Origin of the sequence: Streptomyces sp. NPDC001231, assembly GCF_042896885.1 — a bacterium.
In the GTDB taxonomy this organism is placed as follows: Bacteria; Actinomycetota; Actinomycetes; order Streptomycetales; family Streptomycetaceae; genus Streptomyces.
On sequence record NZ_JBIAXS010000031.1, the window covers coordinates 1 to 16,800 of the forward strand.

General features: G+C 70.3%; 19 protein-coding genes. 13 read left to right on the forward strand and 6 right to left on the reverse strand.

Going from position 1 to position 16,800, the window contains the following annotated elements:
* The 4 genes from ACFY3J_RS30795 to ACFY3J_RS30810 form a co-directional block, all read left to right on the forward strand.
* Nucleotides 1–806, forward strand: an 806-nt coding sequence (locus ACFY3J_RS30795; RefSeq protein WP_390842191.1) for an RNA-guided endonuclease TnpB family protein, incomplete at its 5' end; no start/stop codon positions are given.
* A 131-nt stretch (nucleotides 807–937) separates the two neighbouring features.
* Nucleotides 938–1,189, forward strand: a complete 252-nt coding sequence (locus ACFY3J_RS30800; protein WP_390842239.1) for a HupE/UreJ family protein — start codon at nucleotides 938–940, stop codon at nucleotides 1,187–1,189.
* Between the two features lie 189 nt (nucleotides 1,190–1,378).
* Complete coding sequence (locus tag ACFY3J_RS30805; protein ID WP_390842192.1) at nucleotides 1,379–2,563, forward strand: acyltransferase family protein; 1,185 nt, start codon at nucleotides 1,379–1,381, stop codon at nucleotides 2,561–2,563.
* Nucleotides 2,564–2,684: 121 nt separating this feature from the next.
* Nucleotides 2,685–3,905, forward strand: coding sequence for a hypothetical protein (locus tag ACFY3J_RS30810; RefSeq protein ID WP_384178376.1), 1,221 nt, complete (start codon nucleotides 2,685–2,687; stop codon nucleotides 3,903–3,905).
* Between the two features lie 122 nt (nucleotides 3,906–4,027).
* On the opposite strand, the gene ACFY3J_RS30815 is transcribed toward ACFY3J_RS30810, so the two are convergent.
* Complete coding sequence (locus tag ACFY3J_RS30815; protein WP_390842193.1) at nucleotides 4,028–5,008, reverse strand: LuxR C-terminal-related transcriptional regulator; 981 nt, start codon at nucleotides 5,006–5,008, stop codon at nucleotides 4,028–4,030.
* A gap of 155 nt (nucleotides 5,009–5,163) precedes the next feature.
* Between ACFY3J_RS30815 and ACFY3J_RS30820 the strand changes: the two genes are divergently transcribed.
* The 3 genes from ACFY3J_RS30820 to ACFY3J_RS30830 all read left to right on the forward strand — a co-directional run bounded on the left by ACFY3J_RS30820 (nucleotide 5,164) and on the right by ACFY3J_RS30830 (nucleotide 7,682).
* Nucleotides 5,164–5,718 carry a maleylpyruvate isomerase N-terminal domain-containing protein gene (locus ACFY3J_RS30820; RefSeq protein WP_384178655.1) on the forward strand — a complete coding sequence of 185 codons (555 nt, stop codon included), beginning with the start codon at nucleotides 5,164–5,166 and terminating at the stop codon, nucleotides 5,716–5,718.
* A 217-nt stretch (nucleotides 5,719–5,935) separates the two neighbouring features.
* Nucleotides 5,936–6,562 carry a hypothetical protein gene (locus tag ACFY3J_RS30825; protein ID WP_384178382.1) on the forward strand — a complete coding sequence of 209 codons (627 nt, stop codon included), beginning with the start codon at nucleotides 5,936–5,938 and terminating at the stop codon, nucleotides 6,560–6,562.
* A gap of 199 nt (nucleotides 6,563–6,761) precedes the next feature.
* Nucleotides 6,762–7,682 carry a universal stress protein gene (locus ACFY3J_RS30830; protein WP_384178385.1) on the forward strand — a complete coding sequence of 307 codons (921 nt, stop codon included), beginning with the start codon at nucleotides 6,762–6,764 and terminating at the stop codon, nucleotides 7,680–7,682.
* A gap of 21 nt (nucleotides 7,683–7,703) precedes the next feature.
* Here the strand turns inward: ACFY3J_RS30830 and ACFY3J_RS30835 are convergent, their stop codons facing one another.
* A complete protein-coding gene (locus tag ACFY3J_RS30835; protein ID WP_390842194.1) occupies nucleotides 7,704–7,919 on the reverse strand; it encodes a hypothetical protein in 216 nt (71 codons plus the stop codon).
* Between the two features lie 108 nt (nucleotides 7,920–8,027).
* Nucleotides 8,028–8,324 (reverse strand): hypothetical protein, encoded by a 297-nt coding sequence (locus ACFY3J_RS30840; protein WP_390842195.1) that lies wholly within the window; start codon nucleotides 8,322–8,324, stop codon nucleotides 8,028–8,030.
* 179 nt (nucleotides 8,325–8,503) lie between these two features.
* Between ACFY3J_RS30840 and ACFY3J_RS30845 the strand changes: the two genes are divergently transcribed.
* The 4 genes from ACFY3J_RS30845 to ACFY3J_RS30860 all read left to right on the forward strand — a co-directional run bounded on the left by ACFY3J_RS30845 (nucleotide 8,504) and on the right by ACFY3J_RS30860 (nucleotide 12,247).
* Nucleotides 8,504–9,406: a universal stress protein gene (locus ACFY3J_RS30845; protein WP_384178394.1), complete on the forward strand. Its 903-nt coding sequence runs from the start codon at nucleotides 8,504–8,506 to the stop codon at nucleotides 9,404–9,406.
* 101 nt (nucleotides 9,407–9,507) lie between these two features.
* A complete protein-coding gene (locus ACFY3J_RS30850) occupies nucleotides 9,508–9,858 on the forward strand; it encodes a hypothetical protein (RefSeq protein WP_384178397.1) in 351 nt (116 codons plus the stop codon).
* A 362-nt stretch (nucleotides 9,859–10,220) separates the two neighbouring features.
* Nucleotides 10,221–10,883, forward strand: a complete 663-nt coding sequence (locus tag ACFY3J_RS30855) for a response regulator transcription factor (RefSeq protein ID WP_384178399.1) — start codon at nucleotides 10,221–10,223, stop codon at nucleotides 10,881–10,883.
* A complete protein-coding gene (locus ACFY3J_RS30860; protein WP_390842196.1) occupies nucleotides 10,880–12,247 on the forward strand; it encodes a sensor histidine kinase in 1,368 nt (455 codons plus the stop codon). Before ACFY3J_RS30855 ends, ACFY3J_RS30860 begins: the two co-directional genes overlap by 4 nt.
* On the opposite strand, the gene ACFY3J_RS30865 is transcribed toward ACFY3J_RS30860, so the two are convergent.
* The 3 genes from ACFY3J_RS30865 to ACFY3J_RS30875 all read right to left on the reverse strand — a co-directional run bounded on the left by ACFY3J_RS30865 (nucleotide 12,228) and on the right by ACFY3J_RS30875 (nucleotide 14,948).
* Entirely contained in the window at nucleotides 12,228–13,136 is a 909-nt protein-coding gene (locus ACFY3J_RS30865; RefSeq protein WP_384178405.1) for a hypothetical protein, read from the reverse strand. The genes ACFY3J_RS30860 and ACFY3J_RS30865 overlap by 20 nt on opposite strands.
* Before the next feature lie 150 nt (nucleotides 13,137–13,286).
* On the reverse strand, nucleotides 13,287–14,114 hold the full coding sequence (locus ACFY3J_RS30870; protein WP_384178408.1) for a hypothetical protein: 828 nt from the start codon (nucleotides 14,112–14,114) through the stop codon (nucleotides 13,287–13,289).
* Nucleotides 14,115–14,261: 147 nt separating this feature from the next.
* Entirely contained in the window at nucleotides 14,262–14,948 is a 687-nt protein-coding gene (locus tag ACFY3J_RS30875) for a TetR family transcriptional regulator (protein WP_390842197.1), read from the reverse strand.
* 127 nt (nucleotides 14,949–15,075) lie between these two features.
* Here ACFY3J_RS30875 and ACFY3J_RS30880 point away from each other — a divergent pair, with 127 nt between their 5' ends.
* Together ACFY3J_RS30880 and ACFY3J_RS30885 are read left to right on the forward strand one after the other, a co-directional pair.
* Complete coding sequence (locus tag ACFY3J_RS30880) at nucleotides 15,076–15,861, forward strand: SDR family NAD(P)-dependent oxidoreductase (RefSeq protein ID WP_390842198.1); 786 nt, start codon at nucleotides 15,076–15,078, stop codon at nucleotides 15,859–15,861.
* A gap of 166 nt (nucleotides 15,862–16,027) precedes the next feature.
* A complete protein-coding gene (locus ACFY3J_RS30885; RefSeq protein ID WP_390842199.1) occupies nucleotides 16,028–16,792 on the forward strand; it encodes a glucose 1-dehydrogenase in 765 nt (254 codons plus the stop codon).
* Nucleotides 16,793–16,800: the final 8 nt, after the last annotated feature.

Consider the following 16,800-nt stretch of genomic DNA (forward strand, 5'->3'; position numbering starts at 1 on the left):
CCCGCCGGCTGCCGGCCGCGCCCACGTCCCTGACCGTCACCAAGGACAGCTCCGGCCGGTACTTCCTCAGCTTCGTCGTGGACACCGAGCCCGACATCCTCCCCGGTCTGGAATCCGATACCGGGATCGACCTGGGCCTGTCCGCCTTCGCGGTCCTGTCCGACGGCAGCAAGATCGGCAGCCCCCGCTTCCTGCGGCGGGCGGAGAAGAAGCTCAAGCGTCTTCAGCGGGAGTTGTCCCGCAAGGTGAAGGGATCGAAGAACCGGGCCAAGGCCCGCATCAAGGTCGCACGCCAGCATGCCAGGGTGGCGGACCGGCGCCGGGACTGGCACCACAAGGCATCCACGCAGATCATTCGCGACAACCAAGCGGTGTACGTGGAAGACCTCGCGGTGTCCGGCCTCGGCCGCACCCGGCTCGCCAAGTCCGTGCACGACGCGGGATGGTCCGCGTTCGTCGGCATGCTGGAGTACAAGGCAGTCAAGCACGGCCGCACCTTCGCCAAGGTGGACCGGGCCTTCCCGTCCTCTCAGGTCTGCTCGGCCTGCGGATTTAGGGACGGGCCCAAGCCCCTGCACGTGCGGCAGTGGACGTGCCGCGCGTGCGGCACGGTGCACGACCGCGACCACAACGCAGCCCGCAACGTCCTCTTCGAAGGACGCCGTATCGTCGCCGCCGGACGGGCGGAGACGCTAAACGCCTCGTGGAGCGCCGGTAAGACCAGGGCGAAAGTCCCGGCACAGCGCGTTGAAGCAGGAAGCCCCCGGAAGGGTCAGACGACCCAGGCCGGAATCCCTGGACTTTAGGCCGGGAAGCACGTCAACCGGGACGCCGCCATGCGGGATACCGCGTGCTGCCCGAGCACGACCCGACCGTGGGGGCCACGGAGGGCTTTCTGCAATGAGTTCGTCAAGCAGGTGTTCACAGGGGTACACAGCTGGGCTTCGCCGGGGCGCTCGACGTCCGCGAGCCGGGATCGTGGGGGCTGCTGCTGTCGCTGCTGAGCTTCAACCTCGGCATCGAGGCCGCCCAACTGCTCCTCATCGCCGTCCTCTTCCCCTTGCTGACCCTGGCCCGCCGGACGCCCGCGGCCCGCTGGGTGGCGGTCACGGTGACGGTGGCCATTGTGACGATCAGCCTGTACTGGTTCCTGGACCGCATCCCGCTGCCGACCGGGCAGAGCTCCTGACCTGGGTGCTCGGGGGCCGATGGGCGGCGCCTGAAGTCTTGGAGAACCCTTCGGGTCGGCCCAGTGAGCATCGCGGCAACTTCGGCTGACCCCCGGCACTTTTGTGGCAGGGGGCGGCCGGGAGGTCCGTAACGTTGAGGCGTCCTTGATCGTCCAGCCGTGACTCTTCGTGAGGAGGGACGGGTTCCGATGCGTGATGCGCAGGGCACATTGTCCATACCTGTACCGGGGACTGCGGCCGGGACCGGCCGACTGCCCCGGCCCGACCTGCCGCGCGGGCCCGCCACCTCCGGACGGGCCCGCCCCCGCTTGTACGCCATCGACGGCATCCGTCTGATCGCCGCCCTGATGGTCGCCGTGCACCACTTCGCGGGCACAAACCGGGTCGACCAGCCGGGCAACCTGATATGGGACCGCCCGGTCTCCGACATCATGCCGACGGTGTTCCACTTCGCGACGTACGGCTGGATCGGCGTCGAGATCTTCTTCGTGATCAGCGGCTTCGTGATCTGCATGTCGTGCTGGGGCCGAACCCCTCGCCAGTTCTTCGTCTCGCGTGTGATCCGGCTCTACCCGGCGTACTGGTTCGCGATCGTGTTCACGACGGCCGTGCTGGCGGCCCTGCCGGGCGTCTGGGAGCGTCTGCGGCCGCGTGACGTCCTGCTCAACTTCACGATGCTGCAGTCCGGCTCGGGCGTGGGGAACGTGGACGGCGTGTACTGGACCCTGTGGGCGGAACTCCGCTTCTACCTGCTCTTTCTGCTGGTGGTGGTCACCGGACTGACATACCGCAAGGTCGTCGTCTTCTGCTGCGTGTGGGGAGCCGCCGCGATGCTCGCGCCGGTGGCCTCGTTCCCCCTCCTCGATCTGCTCGCCGTCCCCGACGCCGCCTGGTACTTCATCGCCGGCCTCGCGCTCTACCTCATGCACCGCTTCGGCCAGGACCTGCTCCTGTGGGGAATCCTCGCCATGTCGTGGCTCATGGGCCAGCGGGAGCTGGGGCAGCGCATCGACGAGGTCGAGCACGTCTCCAGCTGGCGGGGTGCCGTGCTCCTCTACACCGTGTTCCTGCTCGTCATGATCGCCATCGCCCTCGGTATGACCGACCGCGTCCGCTGGAGGTGGCTGGTCACGGCCGGGAGCCTGACCTACCCGCTCTACCTGATGCACTACGCGGCCGGTACGACGCTGATCAACCGCCTGCGGGACACGATGGACGCCCGGCTGCTGGTCGCCTCGCTGCTCGCCTGCTTCCTGGTGCTGAGCTACCTGGTCCACGCTTGCGTGGAGCGTCCCCTGGCAGGTGCGCTGAAGAGGGGCCTGGACACCTCGTTCGCCCGCATACGCAATACGGGCCGCACCGACGGACGGTGAGTTGTCGGGTTCCAGACATGCCGGTTTCAGACAGTAAACGACCGTTCAACTATGGGTAGTTGGGCTTACAGACTGGGCGACGCCCGCGGATGCCTACCAGGCACCCTCGAAAGGAGTCCCCGTGAAGAAGGCCCTCTCCGTGGCGGCGAGCATGGCGATCGCCGCGACCTGTGCTTTTGGCATGGCGCTTCCCGCGCACGCCGCCGATACGACCGGGACCACGAGCGTCGCGAGCCGGTCGCTGCAGTCGGCCGTCGACACCTCGGCAATGGCCCCGCAGACCAAGGCACTCGTCGACCGGATTCTGGCCAAGCTGCCCGCCGACTGGGAGTCCCGCGTCGACGCGGCCCGTGCCAAGTACGGCCTGAGCGAGTCGCAGTGGAGCGAGATCCGCGACAGTGCGATCAATCCCGGCGACTACCAGTGCCAGCGCACCGAACTGACGACGTACGCCAACACCCTCCTCAACGGCGTCGAGGACCCGTTCACCCTCTTGATCCTCCAGCTCTTCGGCGGCTTCGACTTCCCGACCTACGACGCGCTGATCTTCGGCTCGGAGTCGAAGGCGAACACCTTCGGCGTCAACGGCGAGTACACCCAGAAGCTCACCGCCGAGATGAAGAACCTCAAGCGCTTCTGGGACATCGACTCGGCGGGCATCGAGCTGATTCCCATGCACGGGGCCGATGTCTTCTCCAGCCCCGACCGGCTCGCGCGCACGCTCTCCGTACTGTACGGCGGGACGGCCGAGGACAACCTCGACCTGGCCGAGCTGTTCATCGAGCTGGTCGACTCGGAACCCGTACTCCAGGGCGGCGCGAACCCGATCTTCACGTTCAACGCCTTCGCCTACAGCGAGGTGGACGATCCGGATCCCCTCGGCATCTCGGACCGGATCATCATGGGTGACGGCATCATCCAGGGCATGACCGAGGTGGGCCTGGGCGATGTCGCGCCTCGGGCCATCGTGGGCCACGAGTTCGGCCACCACGTGCAGTACCAGAACAACCTCTTCGAGAGCGACCTGGCGGGCCCGGAGGCCACCCGCCGAACCGAGCTCATGGCCGACGCGTTCGGCACGTACTACCTGACCCACGCCCGTGGCGAGGCACTGAACGCCGCCCGGCTCCTCAAGTCCGAGAAGTCGTTCTACCAGGTCGGCGACTGCAGCTTCACCAGCTCGGGCCACCACGGCACGCCGAACCAGCGGCTTGCCTCCTCCAGTTGGGCGGCGGACGTGGCCAACGCCGCGCCGAACCAGGGGCACATCCTGCCCTCGCTCAAGCTGGACGAACTGTTCGAGGCCAAGCTCCCCGACCTGGTCAAGCCGGACGCCGGCTGACGACTGCGGTCCGACGGAGCGGCGTTGACCGCCTGAGCGGCTGAAGACCCGCGCGGGGCGGGCCGGGTCGGACACCGGCCCGCCCCGCGCGCCAAGTGCACGGGTCCGACCGGGGGCGCGGTTCACAGCCAGCCGCGGCGGCTGGCCTGGACACCGAGCTGGAACCGGGTCTTGGCGCCGAGCATCTCCTGCAGGCGGGCGATGCGCCGGGCGACGGTCCGCTCACTCACCCCCAGCTCACGGGCGATCGACTCGTCGGTCAGCCCGGCACTGAGGTAACTCAGGAGCTGGCGGCTCTCGTTCATCGGACTGGCCTCGCTCCCGACGACCTCACGGGCCGGCGGGAGCGGAACGGCTATCCGCCAGTACGACTCGAAGACGCCGATCAACCCGTCCAGCAGACCCGACGGCTGGACGACGACGCTGTGGTGTCCGGTGCGGTCCGGCGCGGTGACGGACACCACGGCGAAGCGGTCGTCGCAGAGCAGGAGGTTCAGTGCGACGTCGGGGAAGACCCGTGCCTGCTCCCCGCGGTCGACACACGTGTGCGCCACCTCCAGCGCCTTGGGGTCCTGGAGGATGTTGGCGCTGTACACCACCCGGTAGGCGATCCCGCGGTCCAGCGCGTCCAACGTTCCGGGCCCGACCTCCGGCACCCGATCGCCTCCGCCCACGGGTCCTATCGACAGGGCGCGCACCTCCGCCAACGCCTCGCTGTGGACCCGCTGTTGAACCGCCTCGGGTCTGCCGGAGGTGTCGACGACCTCGACATAGCTCGATCCCGCGGTGTGGTCGAGCCAGAACCGCGACAGCACCGTCGCGCTCTCGTAGGCGATCCGGGCCTCGCGGGCGCGTCGCTCGGCGACGGCCTCCAGCATCGCGCGAGGTGGCTGGGCGGTCAGCCTGTCGCGCGTGCGCGAGACCAGACCGATGTCGCCGAGTTCGGTCACCGCGTACTGGAGGCTTTCGAGAGGCGCCCCGACCAGCGGTGGCCGCTCGGTGAGCTCGATCCAGGTCTGCGGACCCTGTTCCACGAGCACGAGATAGACGGCCTCCGCCGTCGCGGAGAGCCCCAGTACCTGCAACGGGCGCAGTTCGCGCATGTGTCCCCCAACCCCGGCGGCGCTGAACGCACCGCCCACTGACTCCATTCGTACGGTGACTGTCCGGTTACAGAAGATCGCCAGACTAGCAGTACGTGATCACGTGGATGCCGGTCGTCCTGTCCGTCGTTCCGGCCCCGCACCACCGTGCCGACGTGGATCTCTTCTCACGGTCGTGGGCAGCGTTGCGCACAGCGGTCGCCGAGCTGCCGGACGGGGACTTCGACCAGGCGCCCGGCTGTGCCGGCCGGCTCGTACGGGACCTGGTGTGCCACTTGATCATCGACGCACAGGACGTCCTGATCACCCTCGTGACCCCGGCCGGGACGGAACCGACCCGTGACCCGGTCACCTACTGGAACGTCGCGGAAACACCGCCGACCGGCGACGACCCGCTCGACGCGCTGATCGTCCGGCCGGCCGCAGCGTACGAGGAGCCGTGGCTGCTGAAGTTCCGCCTCGACGAAGTCGGTTCCGCCGTCGGCCGCGCCGCCGAACGCGCCGACCCGCGCCTGGGAGTCAGGACCCGCGGCGAGGTCCTCACCGCCGGCGACCACCTCTCCGCGTACGTCCTGGAGTGGACGCTGCACCACCTCGATCTGGTCGCCCACCTCCCGGACATGCCGCAACCATCCGCGGAGGGCCTTGCCCGCTCCCGCGAGATGCGTCATCCGCCGGCCGGCACGCCCGGACGCTCAGGGCCTCGATGAACCAGTCGTGACCGTGAGACCGGTCCGCCGAGCGAATTCGCCCATCGCGTAAAGCGGCCCACGTGGGCCTTTGTGGCGTGCTCGACCAACTGGCCCCGCAGGAAGGGACCTTCAGCCCAACGGTCGTGGCCTTTCGGCACCGGGCGGCGCGCGGCGTCCGCGACAAGAGTGAGGAGTGCAAGGACCAGGACCGGACACTCGCGAAGGGATCACTGCCATGGCCGTGGACGAGCACCAGCACCGGAGCCCGGGCATCCACCTGCCGGCCTTCCGACGTAACCGTTCCGCCTCCGCGTCCGCCGCGTCGGCACAGCTCGACACGCACACCGCCGCTCAGGCGTACGCCCTCGCATCCCTTCGCATCCTGACCGGTTTCGTCTTCCTGTGGGCGTTCCTGGACAAGGTCTTCGGCTTCGGTTACGCGACCGCGTCCGGCAAGGGCTGGATCGACGGAGGATCGCCGACGAAGGGCTTCCTCAGCTCCGTCTCCGTCGGGCCGATGGAGTCGACGTTCCACTCGTGGGCCGGCCAGACGTGGGCGGACTGGCTGTTCATGCTGGGCCTGCTCGCCATCGGTGTGGCCGTCATGACCGGTGTGGCGCTGCGGCCGGCCGCCGTGGCGGGCACGGCGATGATGGCGCTGATGTGGATCGCCGAGTGGCCACCGGCCAGGCATCTGTCGAACGGAGCCCCCAGCATGTCGACGAACCCGTTCGCCGACTACCACCTGATCTACGCCGTCGCCCTGGTCGCCGTGGCGGCAGCGGGCGCGGGCACCACCTGGGGCCTGGGCCGTCCGTGGGCGCGGCTGCCGATCGTCCGCGACCACACCTGGCTGCGCTGAAACACCCACGGTGCGACCGCACCACAACGCGACCACCCCACAGCGCGACGGTCCCGCGACGCGGGCCGTCGCGCCAAGCCCCGCACGGATCTTCGGCTCCGCCGCAGGACCGCGGCCCCCTGCCTCGCAGAACTCAACCGCGGCCCCCTGCCTCGCAGAACTCCCTGAACACTGAACACGACACTGGAAGGTGGAGATCATGCCCCGCACCATCACCGTGGGTCTCGACGGTTCGCCCGAGAGCCGCGCCGCCGCCGAGTGGGCGGCCCGAGAGGCGCAACTGCGCGGACTGCCGGTGAAGCTCCTCCAGGTCTGGGAGCCGGTGCCGGAGCCCATCGCCCTGGCGCAGCTGCTGGGCGCCGACACCCACCAGCACTGGACCGAGAGAGTGCTGCGCGAGGCCGCCGAAGAACTCCGGTCGCGCCATCCCGGCGTCGAGGTGACCACCGAACACGTCACAGGAAAGCCCGCCGAGGCCCTCGCCCGCGCGGCGCGGGACGCCGAACTGCTCGTCCTCGGCTCGCGTGGCCTGGGCGGGATCCGCGGCTTCCTGGTCGGCTCGGTCGGGCTCGCGGCGGTGGCGTCCACCGAGCGGCCCGTCGTCCTGGTCCGCGCCGGCGAGCAGACCACCGGCGAGCAGACCACCGCCGAGCCCGACACGGACGAGGCCGGCAAGCCGTCCACCGCGGCCGCCATCCGCCCCGTCGTCCTCGGGCTCGACGCCGCCGGCCCCGACGAGGCGCTGCTCGCGTTCGCCTTCGACGCCGCCGCGCGCCGGAACGCGCCGCTGCGCGTCGTGCACGGCTGGAACCCGCCGCCCTACTACGCCTACGGCATGGGCCTGGAACCCGCGGTCGAGCGGGAGATGGCGAAGGCCGACGCCGCCGCCGTGACCGAGGTGCTGCGCCCCTGGCGGCAGAAGTTCCCCGGTGTGGAGGTCGTCGAACAGCCCCACTTCGGCAGCCCCTCGCTCCTCCTGATCGAGGCCTCCCACGAGGCATCCCTGGTCGTCGTGGGCCGGCGTATCCGCCGGGCCACCTTCGGTGCCCGCCTCGGCCCCGTGACCCACGCGGTCCTGCACCACGCCGCCGCCCCCGTCGCCGTGGTCGCCCACGACTGACGCTCACCTCGGTCGGCGTGGTCACACGCTTCCGGGTGCCTCCGGCATACGAAGCACGCCCCGGGCGGCAATGGCCGCCCGGAGGCGCGCGGCCGTTTCGGCCGCCTCCTGCGGGGACACGGGCAGGACCCCGTTCTCGGTCATCAGGGCGTGGAACTGCTGCTGCTCGTAGGGGACACCGGCCGGCAGGGCGGCGATGTGCCAGAGGAGGCGGGCCGTGCAGGCCTCAAGGTTCATGGACTGACGGTCCGTTGACACCTGCACTCCTCTGCGTCGCGATATTCGTTGAACGGACCGGAACCGAGGAGAACTGGCTCTCGCCGGCGCCCGGGAGGACCACGAGGTTCAACTCCTGGCCGACACGCTGCGGCCATGGCGGCTGAAGTATGGGGTGTGATCGGGTACCAGCACCACCGGGCAGGCGGAGGCCGGCACAAGGGCGAGCTGTGCTGGGCCGGCGGTGTCGTCCTCCGCCGTGGACAGGCCCAGCACGAGCATCGCCGCGGCGCTCAGGTCGCCGGGCGGTGAGCCGTGCACCACCTCGAGCGGCAGACCGCGCAGCGACGCCTCGCGCGTCGCCCAGTCGACGACCGCACGATCGAGTCCCGTCCCGTCGGCGCAGGTGATGGTGACACAGTTCACGACGATCCGCCTCTCGGGGGCAGGAGCAACCCGGCCTCACGCCTCCTGTCCTGCCGTCCCCTTCAGGACCGGCTTAGGGGCCGAATGGGCCTGCGGGAGTCCTTGCGGCCCATATCCACCGAGTGATCGTGGGAAGACACTGACAGTAACGAGCAGACCGAGCGCAGGAGGTGCGCACCATGCTGTCGCCCGTCATCGTCGGAGTGGACGGATCTGCCGAGAGTCTCGCCGCCGTCGAGTGGGCCGCCCGTGAGGCGGTGCGTCGCGACCGACCGCTGCGCATGGTGCATGCCAGGAACTGGACCCGCAGGCAGACGGAGAGCGAACCCGCGAACACCGCGCAGCAGCACCTGGCGCGTCGCACCTTGCGGCTGGCCGAGGAGCACATCCGTGGCTCCGTACCCGACGTGCAACTCACCGACGAGCAGGTCGAAGGCCCGGCGACCGCGGCCTTGCTGAAGGCCACCGAGCAGGCCGAACTGCTGGTGCTGGGCTCGCGAGGCCTCAGCGGCTTCACGGGAGTCCTCGTCGGCTCGGTCGCCCAGGGGGTGATCGCCACGGCCCCGCGCCCCGTGGTGCTCGTACGGGCGGGGGAGGAGGCCGAGGACGAGCACTTCCCGGCCGACGACGGCGGCCCGTCCACCGGCACCGGCTTCCGTGACGTGGTGCTCGGCATCGACCTCGCCGATGCCTGCGACGAGGTGATCAAGTTCGCGTTCGAGGCGGCCCGCCTCCGGCACGCCCGGCTGCGGGTCGTGTACGCCTGGCAGCCGCCTTCCGCGATCAGCCTCGGCCCTGGGGACATCGGTCTGATCAACGATCCCGCGCAGGCCGAGGAATGGCGGAACTTCCTGTCCGCTCTGCTGAGGGTGTGGCGTGACAAGTACCCCGACACCGAGGTCCTGGAGACCGTTGTGGAGGGCAAGGCCTCCACCGTGCTGGTGCGGGCCGCCTCCGCGGCGAGCCTCCTCGTCGTCGGCCGCCGCCTGTCCGAGCGGCCGACGGTTCCGCGCGTCGGCCCCGTCACCCACGCCGCCGTCCATCACGTCCGTTGCCCGCTGGCCGTCGTACCCCACGAGTGAGAACTGCCGCCGCCGGCAGTAACCGATCACGTTCGTCGTCCTGCCGGCCATTCCGGAGGCGCGAGTGGCGGGCGCTGCCGACCCGCCGCCGGATCACCCAGGTGCACACCCACCGCGTCGCGCCGCGTCCGGAGAAGAAGGTCTTCACGCTGACGGATGTCGTCCGCACCGTCGAGTACGAGGCGGGCCTGGGCGGAGTGCGGCTGGGCAGGACGGTGTCCGTCGGTCGGAGCGTGTACGTCACCTCGTACCGGGCCTCGGACGGCTGCGGCCCCGACTCCGAGCAGTACACCTTCTCGTCCGTCGAGGGCCACCGGCTGATCCGGGGTGCGGCCGGGAGGCCGGTCCGGCGGGAGGCGCAGCCCGCCGGCGTGAGGATCGCCACAGGTGCCGCAATCCTCGACGGACTCGGCGCCCTCGCCGCGCTGATCGCCGTCGCCGTCATCAAGTGACTCCGACCGGCCGGCGGGCCAGGCCCCGCGGGCGACGCTTCCCACCAGCCGGGTGGCAAGACGCCTTCGACCAGGCGGGTGGCAAACGGCGGCCGCACACCTGCCGCCCCGGAGTCCAGGCTCCCCTCCTGCGACCCGGCCGTCGCTCCTCCGGCACTCCGCCCTGGGGCCCCTGCCCCACGCCCTCGACACCCGCGACCGGCACCGTCACGACGTCGACGCGCTCCGTGACCACGGGTGGCCTCCAGCGGCCTTGCCGCCCCTCGTCGTCTACAGTGCGGTAGACCGTCTACGAGGTTGTAGTCGGCCGTGGCGCATGCCAGGCCGACCAGAAGGAAAAGGGCACCGGAGAACGGAGGAGCATGCGCCGCAAGATCCTGGTCGTCGAGGACGACCACGCCCTGCGTGACGTCCTGCGCCGCAGCCTGTCCGACGAGGACTTCGACCCCGTCTGCGCCGCCGACGGCGCCACCGCCCTGCGCCTGGTCTCGGAGGACGTCTGCGCCGCCGTCCTCGACATCGGGCTGCCCGACGCGGACGGCCGGGACGTGTGCCAGGCGATGCGCGCCAACGGGTTCCGCGCCCCGATCGTCTTCCTCACCGCGCGCCACCAGCTCACCGACCGGCTGGCCGGGTTCTCCGCCGGAGGCGACGACTACCTGCCCAAACCGTTCCACCTCGCCGAGCTCGTCGCCCGGCTGCGCGCGGCCCTCAAACGCGCCGGGCCGCCACCCCCCGCCACGGTCGGAGAGCTGGTCCTGGACGCGGTCGAGCACAGCGTGACCGTGCGCGGCGCCGACGTCGCCATGTCCCCGACCGAGTTCCGCCTGCTGGCCGCCCTGGTGGCCGCGGGCGGAGGCATCGTCCGCCGTCGTGACCTGGTCCGGGCGGCCTGGCCGGCGGGCGCACAGGTCAGCGACAACACCCTGGACCAGTACCTGACCCGGTTGCGGCGCAAGCTGCGGACGGCCGGCAGCGGCCTGACCATCGGTACGGCCCGCGGGATCGGACACCGGCTGTCATGAAACGGCTGCTGCGCCGTCTGGCTCCGCGCACGCTGCGCGGCCGGCTCTCGCTCGTGGCCCTGACCACCGCCGCGCTCCTGATGACCGTCCTGACCGTGGCGTTCAACGTCGCGACGAGCCGGCACCTCCAGCACCAGGCGGACGACGAGCTGCGGACCCGGGCCGCCGCCGTCGCCACGACCGTCGACACCAGTGGCCCCCGGGTGCGCGTCGTGGAAACCACCAACGACCAGCTGCTCGACACGAACGTGTGGATCTACGCCGGGGCACGGCTGCTCGAACAGCCGCCCGCCACCACGGCCCACAGCGCCCTGACCAGGGCCGCCGTACACCTCGCGGCCGTGGGAAGGCGCGCCTGCGCGACCGTTCCCGCCGAGAACGTCCGGCTGTGCTCCCAGCCCGTACCCGGCCGCCACGCCGCCGCCATTGTGGTCACCGCGCTGAACCTCGCCCCCTACCGAAGTTCGGCCGACACCCTGCTGCTGGCGTCACTGACCCTGGACGCCGTCATGCTCGCGTGCACCTACGTGCTGACGCGCCTGGCCGTCGGCAGAGCGCTGCGTCCGGTGCGCACGATGACCGACCAGGCCACCCAGTGGAGCGCCGTGGCCTCCGACGACCGCTTCGGCGTCGCGGAGCGGCCCGCCGAACTCGCCCGGCTCGGTGCCTCGCTGGACGCGCTGCTGGACCGCATACGCGCGGTGCTGCGCCACGAGCGACAGCTCACCGCAGAGCTTTCCCACGAACTGCGCACCCCGCTCAGCCGCATCATCATCGAGCTCGACTGGTGGCGGTCCCGGCCACGCTCGGCCGCCGAGACCCGAGCCACCCATGAGGTGATGGACGAGGCTGCGCAGTCCATGCGCACCATCTGCGACACCCTGCTGAACGAGGCCCGCGAAGACGCCGTGAATCCCTCGGAGGTCCCCGGCACCGTGGACGTCGTGCCCGTTCTGCGCGGCCTGATCCATCAGCTCGGAACACCGCAGGGCATGAGGGCCACCGTCGAGTCGGCTGATCCGGACCCGAAGGCGGGGATCGCACCGGCCCTGCTGGAGCGGATCGTCAGTCCGCTGCTGGCCAATGCCGCTCGGTACGCGCACTCCAGCGTGACCGTCGTCGTGCGTCGCGGACCCGGGGCCGTACGCATCGACGTCATCGACGACGGCCCCGGCGTACCCGCGGCCTTCTTGGCCGAGCTCTTCCAGCCCGGACGGCGCGCCGACCGTGCCGACGGGCACGACGGCGCGGGACTGGGACTGCCGCTGGCCCGGCGCCTTGCCCGTGCCGTCGGCGGCGAGGTGTCCCACGACCCCGAACACGTGCCCGGGGCGCGGTTCACGGTCAGCGTGCCGACCGGCTGACCGCTTCCGCCTCGGTCGCCGAGGCGGTGGTCCTGCGCTCGCGCACCTGGGCGACGGCCATCAGTCCGAACAGGATCGCCAGCAGCACCGCCGACGAACCCACCGTGCCCAGGTCCAGACCGCCCTTGGCGGCCGGCTTGGTGAGGAAGTCCCCCGCGGTGGCGCCCAGCGGGCGGGTGAGGACGAACGCGATCCAGAACAGAAGCACGTTCGGCACCGCGGGCACCTGCATCAGCGCCACCAGGACGGCCAGGGCGCCGGTGACGAGCAGTGCGCCACCGGCGTAGCCGAGTCCGGAGCTGTCCGAGAGAAAGTCGCCCGTCGAGGTGCCGAGCGTGTTGGAGACGAGGATCGCCGACCAGAACAACGCCTCACCGCGAAAGGTGACGATGTCGCGGATCTGGAACGTCATCCCGGACCGCTTCCACACGGCGAAGATGACCAGCAGGACCGAGATGAGGATCGCCGCGCCCGCCGGGTATCCGAGTCCGAGGCCCTGCGGCCCCCAGCCGAGCGACGTGGCACCGCCCGAAAGGTACTTCGCGCTGGCGTCGCGGTTCATGAAGTCGGACATCGTGGTGCCGGCCATGCTGGTCGACAGGATCACGGTCCAGTAGAAGAACGGGTTGTAGCGGCGTGCTCCCAGCTGGACGACCAGGGTCACCACGAAGACCAGGAACAGGGCGATCGTGGTGAGGAAGTAGCCCAGCTTCAGGGTCTGCGCGAAGAGGTCCCCGGCCGTCTCCCCCAGGGTGGTCGCCGCGATCTTCATGATCCAGAACGCGAGGGTGACCTCGGGCAGTTTCTTCATCACAGACTTCGCCGTACCGGCCGCCGGGCGGTGCGTGCCCGCGACGTCGAGGCCGGTGAGGACTTCGGGTCGCTCCATCGTCCGATGCTCCTGTCCGTCCAGCAGTGGGGCGCCCGTGCCGGAGGGACGAGCGCCTTGTCAGGGGGCGCCGACCGCGCGGAAACGGCCGGCGCCCCCACGATGGCAGGAACATCATGAAAACAACCTGAACGCCCCGCTCTGTCGTTTTCAGGCGGTCATCTGTCGCGCATTCCGCTCCGGATCGATCACGTCCCTGCGCGTCGCCGACAGGTAGACCACCAGACCGAGGATGACCAGCAGGAAGAGCACGCTGGTCACGACGGTGCCGAGTCCGAGACCGCCGTCCGCGCTCGGCTGGGAGAGGAAGTCGCCGATCGAGGCACCCAGCGGACGGGTCAGGATGTAAGCGATCCAGAAACTCCACACGGCGTTCAGGCCGAGCGCGAAGTGAGCCACGGCGACCGCGGCGATCGCGAGGGCGAACAGCGCGGCGGAGAGCCAGTAGCCGAGATTCATCCGCTCCGAGACGAGGTCGCCGGCGGAGGTGCCGAGGGCGAAGGTGAAGAGCACGGCCAGCCAGTAGAAGGACTCACGGCTCAGGGTGTCGACGTGGTGGATGGACAGGGTCCGCTCACGTCGGTACCAGACGACGAACACGACCGCGAGCGCGACGGCGAACACCGTGGTGCTCGTCTCCAGCGGCACTCCCATGTTGTCGGTGAGGTTGTCGCTTATCAGCGTGCCGACGACGCTGATCAGGGCCACGGCGAGCCAGTACACGGCCGGGCGGTAGGCGCGGGTGCGGAACTGCGCCACCAGCACCACGGCCAGCAGGGCGCTCATCAGAACCGACACACCGGTCAGACCGAGGCCGGCCTTCTCGTTCAGCAGGTCAGCCGCGGTCTCACCGACCGTCGTGCACAGCACCTTGATGATCCAGAAGTAGACGGTGACTTCGGGCACCTTGTTCCAGCGCATCCGGTGGCCGAGGCCGACCGCCGGTGTCGCAGTGGTTTCGGAGGCTTCGTAGGTCATGTGGCCAGACCGTGCCACCGATTCCCTGAACGCTTCCTTTACGCGCCGCGCCGGGGCTTTCGGCCGTGGCGTTGTTCACGGCCGGGGTGTGAGTGCCGCAACGGTCGAGGTGGCCGCGGCACTCGCCGCCGACCAGGCGCGAACTCGTTACCGAGCGATCTCGTCCCCGGACGCCGACGATCCTGCCGTGTGGCCGAATTGGCACAGGCACCGGACCGCGAGGTCGGCGGGGGAACCGGGTCCCTCGACTCCGGCCTCCGTGCCCGCCCATGACTCCAGGGCGATCCGGATCGCGTCGGTCGCGGCGGCCGCGGTGAGCCGTACCTCCAAGTCCTCGACGTGCCCGCCCGAGAGCCGGGCGATCACCGGGACGAGCCGCTCCTCGGATTCCTGGTTGACCCGGTACCAGACCGCCCGCAGCGCGGGGTCCTCGGCCGCGGCCCGCAGCAGCCCACGCGTGCGCAGCAGCGCCTGGACGGCCTCCTCGTCCGGCGGGAGCAGCGCCTGCTCGACGGCGGACTTCAGCGCCCGGGGGAGTGGCGTCCCCGGCTCCGTGGCCTCGAGGAGCGCCCGCCAGCGGTCGCCGCCGTTCGCGAGCAGCGGGCTCACGGCGTCTTCCTTGGAGCGGAAATACCGGTAGAAGGTGCGCAGTGCGATCCCCGCGCGCCGAGCGATCTCCTCGGCTGTCGTGCCCTGCGGGCCTCGCGTGGCGAACAGCTCCATCGCCGCGTGCGCGATCTCGAGCTGTGTGGCGGCCTTGCGGCGCTCGGTCAAGGAGGGAGAGGCATGAGTGCTCACCGCACAAGGATACGGTCCGCGGCATGCTTTTGGCATGCATTGACGTAGTGGCAAAACGTGCCACCTAGGCGTAACGTGTAGGTGATCGAGGACGCCGAAGGCGAGAGAGAGCCGGCGTCACAGGGCCCTGGCCGGACAGCCGCGGGGCCGGTTTGGAGAACAGATGAACCGCTACGAAGGCCGTCGAGCCCTGATCACCGGTGGTGGCTCGGGCATCGGCCAGGCCACCGTGCTGCGCATCCTCGCGGAGGGCGGCACCGTCGTGGCCGCGGACGTCAGCGAGCGAGGTCTGAACGACACCGTCAAGAAGGCCGGCGCCCACGCGGACCGCCTCACGACGCTCGTCATCGACATATCCGACGAGGCCTCGGTACGTGCCGGGGTCTCCGCTGCCGTCAACGCGCTCGGCGGTCTGGACGTGCTGGTCAACGCGGCCGGGATCCTGCGCTCCTCGCACACCCACGAGACGAGCCTCGAGGACTTCACCCGCGTCCTCCAGGTCAACCTCGTCGGCACCTTCCTCATGATCCGCGAGTCCATCCCGGCGCTGCTGGAGGGCCGGGGCGCGGCGGTCGTCAACTTCAGTTCGACCTCCGCCCTGTTCGCGCACCCCTACATGGCCGCGTACGCGGCGAGCAAGGGGGGCGTCCAGTCCATGACGCACGCGCTGGCCGGCGAGTACGCGAAGCAGGGCATCCGCTTCACCGCAGTCCAGCCCGGCTCCATCTCCTCCGGCATGACCGACGGCAGCGGCGCCAGCAAGCAGAGCACGGGACCGGGGCTGCCGGAGGATGCCGACATGAGCCTGTTCATGAAGCTCTCCCCGGCGCTCGGCCAGGGTTTCGCCGGTCCGGAGACGGTGGCGTCCGTGGTCGCGATGCTCGGCTCCGACGACGGCAGCTTCATCACCGGCACCGAGGTCCGCATCGACGGCGGCACCCACTTCTGAGGACGGCCCGGCGGCGGCTCGGCGCCGCCGGCTGAGGACGTACGGCTGCGGCACCCGAGGACGGCGCTGTCCGCCGCCGATCCCGGGGAGGCCGCGGCCCCTTCCGCCGCGGCCCCTTTTCACCGACGTCCACACCGCACGGATGACAACAACGAAGGAGCGCACCATGAACGCCCTGACCGGCAAGAGAGTGATCATCACCGGCGGAGCCCGCGGCCTCGGGGCCGAAGCGGCCCGTCAGGCGATCGCGGCCGGAGCCAATGTGGTGATCACCGATGTGCTTGACGACGAAGGCAAGGCCACCGCCGCCGAACTCGGCGCCAACGCCCGCTTCCTGCACCACGACGTCACCTCTGAGGAGGGCTGGCAGCGGGTCGCCGACTTCACGGTCGCCGAGTTCGGCGGGATCCACGGCCTCGTCAACAACGCCGGAATCTCGACCGGCCGGCTCCTCGAGGCCGAGTCCGTGGAGCACTTTCGCAAGGTGCTCGACATCAACCTCACCGGTGTCTTCATCGGCATGAAGACCGTGATCCCCGCGATGAAGGAGAACGGTGGCGGTTCGATCGTCAACATCTCCTCCGCCGCGGGTCTGATGGGCCTCGCGCTGACGGCCGGCTACGGCGCCTCCAAGTGGGGTGTGCGGGGACTGACGAAGATCGGCGCGGTGGAACTGGGCACGGCCCGCATCCGGGTGAACTCGGTGCACCCCGGCATGACCTACACCCCGATGACCGCATCCGTCGGCATCGAGCCGGGTGAGGGCAAGTACCCGAACACGCCCATGGGCCGGGTCGGCGAGCCGTCCGAGATCGCGGGCGCCGTGGTGTTCCTGCTCTCGGACGCCGCGTCCTACGTCACGGGCGCGGAGCTGGCGGTGGACGGCGGCTGGACCACCGGACCGACCGTCAAGTACGTCATGGGGCAGTGAGGACCACT

Excerpts from the sequence above, each read along its gene's own strand:
- ACFY3J_RS30805 (WP_390842192.1), top strand. The coding sequence starts at position 1,379 with ATGCGTGATGCGCAGGGCACATTGTCCATACCTGTACCGGGGACTGCG.
- ACFY3J_RS30885 (WP_390842199.1), top strand. The coding sequence starts at position 16,028 with ATGAACGCCCTGACCGGCAAGAGAGTGATCATCACCGGCGGAGCCCGC.
- ACFY3J_RS30830 (WP_384178385.1), top strand. The coding sequence starts at position 6,762 with ATGCCCCGCACCATCACCGTGGGTCTCGACGGTTCGCCCGAGAGCCGC.
- ACFY3J_RS30860 (WP_390842196.1), top strand. The coding sequence starts at position 10,880 with ATGAAACGGCTGCTGCGCCGTCTGGCTCCGCGCACGCTGCGCGGCCGG.
- ACFY3J_RS30880 (WP_390842198.1), top strand. The coding sequence starts at position 15,076 with ATGAACCGCTACGAAGGCCGTCGAGCCCTGATCACCGGTGGTGGCTCG.
- ACFY3J_RS30865 (WP_384178405.1), bottom strand. The coding sequence starts at position 13,136 with ATGGAGCGACCCGAAGTCCTCACCGGCCTCGACGTCGCGGGCACGCAC.
- ACFY3J_RS30870 (WP_384178408.1), bottom strand. The coding sequence starts at position 14,114 with ATGACCTACGAAGCCTCCGAAACCACTGCGACACCGGCGGTCGGCCTC.
- ACFY3J_RS30855 (WP_384178399.1), top strand. The coding sequence starts at position 10,221 with ATGCGCCGCAAGATCCTGGTCGTCGAGGACGACCACGCCCTGCGTGAC.
- ACFY3J_RS30875 (WP_390842197.1), bottom strand. The coding sequence starts at position 14,948 with ATGCCAAAAGCATGCCGCGGACCGTATCCTTGTGCGGTGAGCACTCAT.
- ACFY3J_RS30835 (WP_390842194.1), bottom strand. The coding sequence starts at position 7,919 with ATGAACCTTGAGGCCTGCACGGCCCGCCTCCTCTGGCACATCGCCGCC.
- ACFY3J_RS30845 (WP_384178394.1), top strand. The coding sequence starts at position 8,504 with ATGCTGTCGCCCGTCATCGTCGGAGTGGACGGATCTGCCGAGAGTCTC.
- ACFY3J_RS30825 (WP_384178382.1), top strand. The coding sequence starts at position 5,936 with ATGGCCGTGGACGAGCACCAGCACCGGAGCCCGGGCATCCACCTGCCG.
- ACFY3J_RS30815 (WP_390842193.1), bottom strand. The coding sequence starts at position 5,008 with ATGCGCGAACTGCGCCCGTTGCAGGTACTGGGGCTCTCCGCGACGGCG.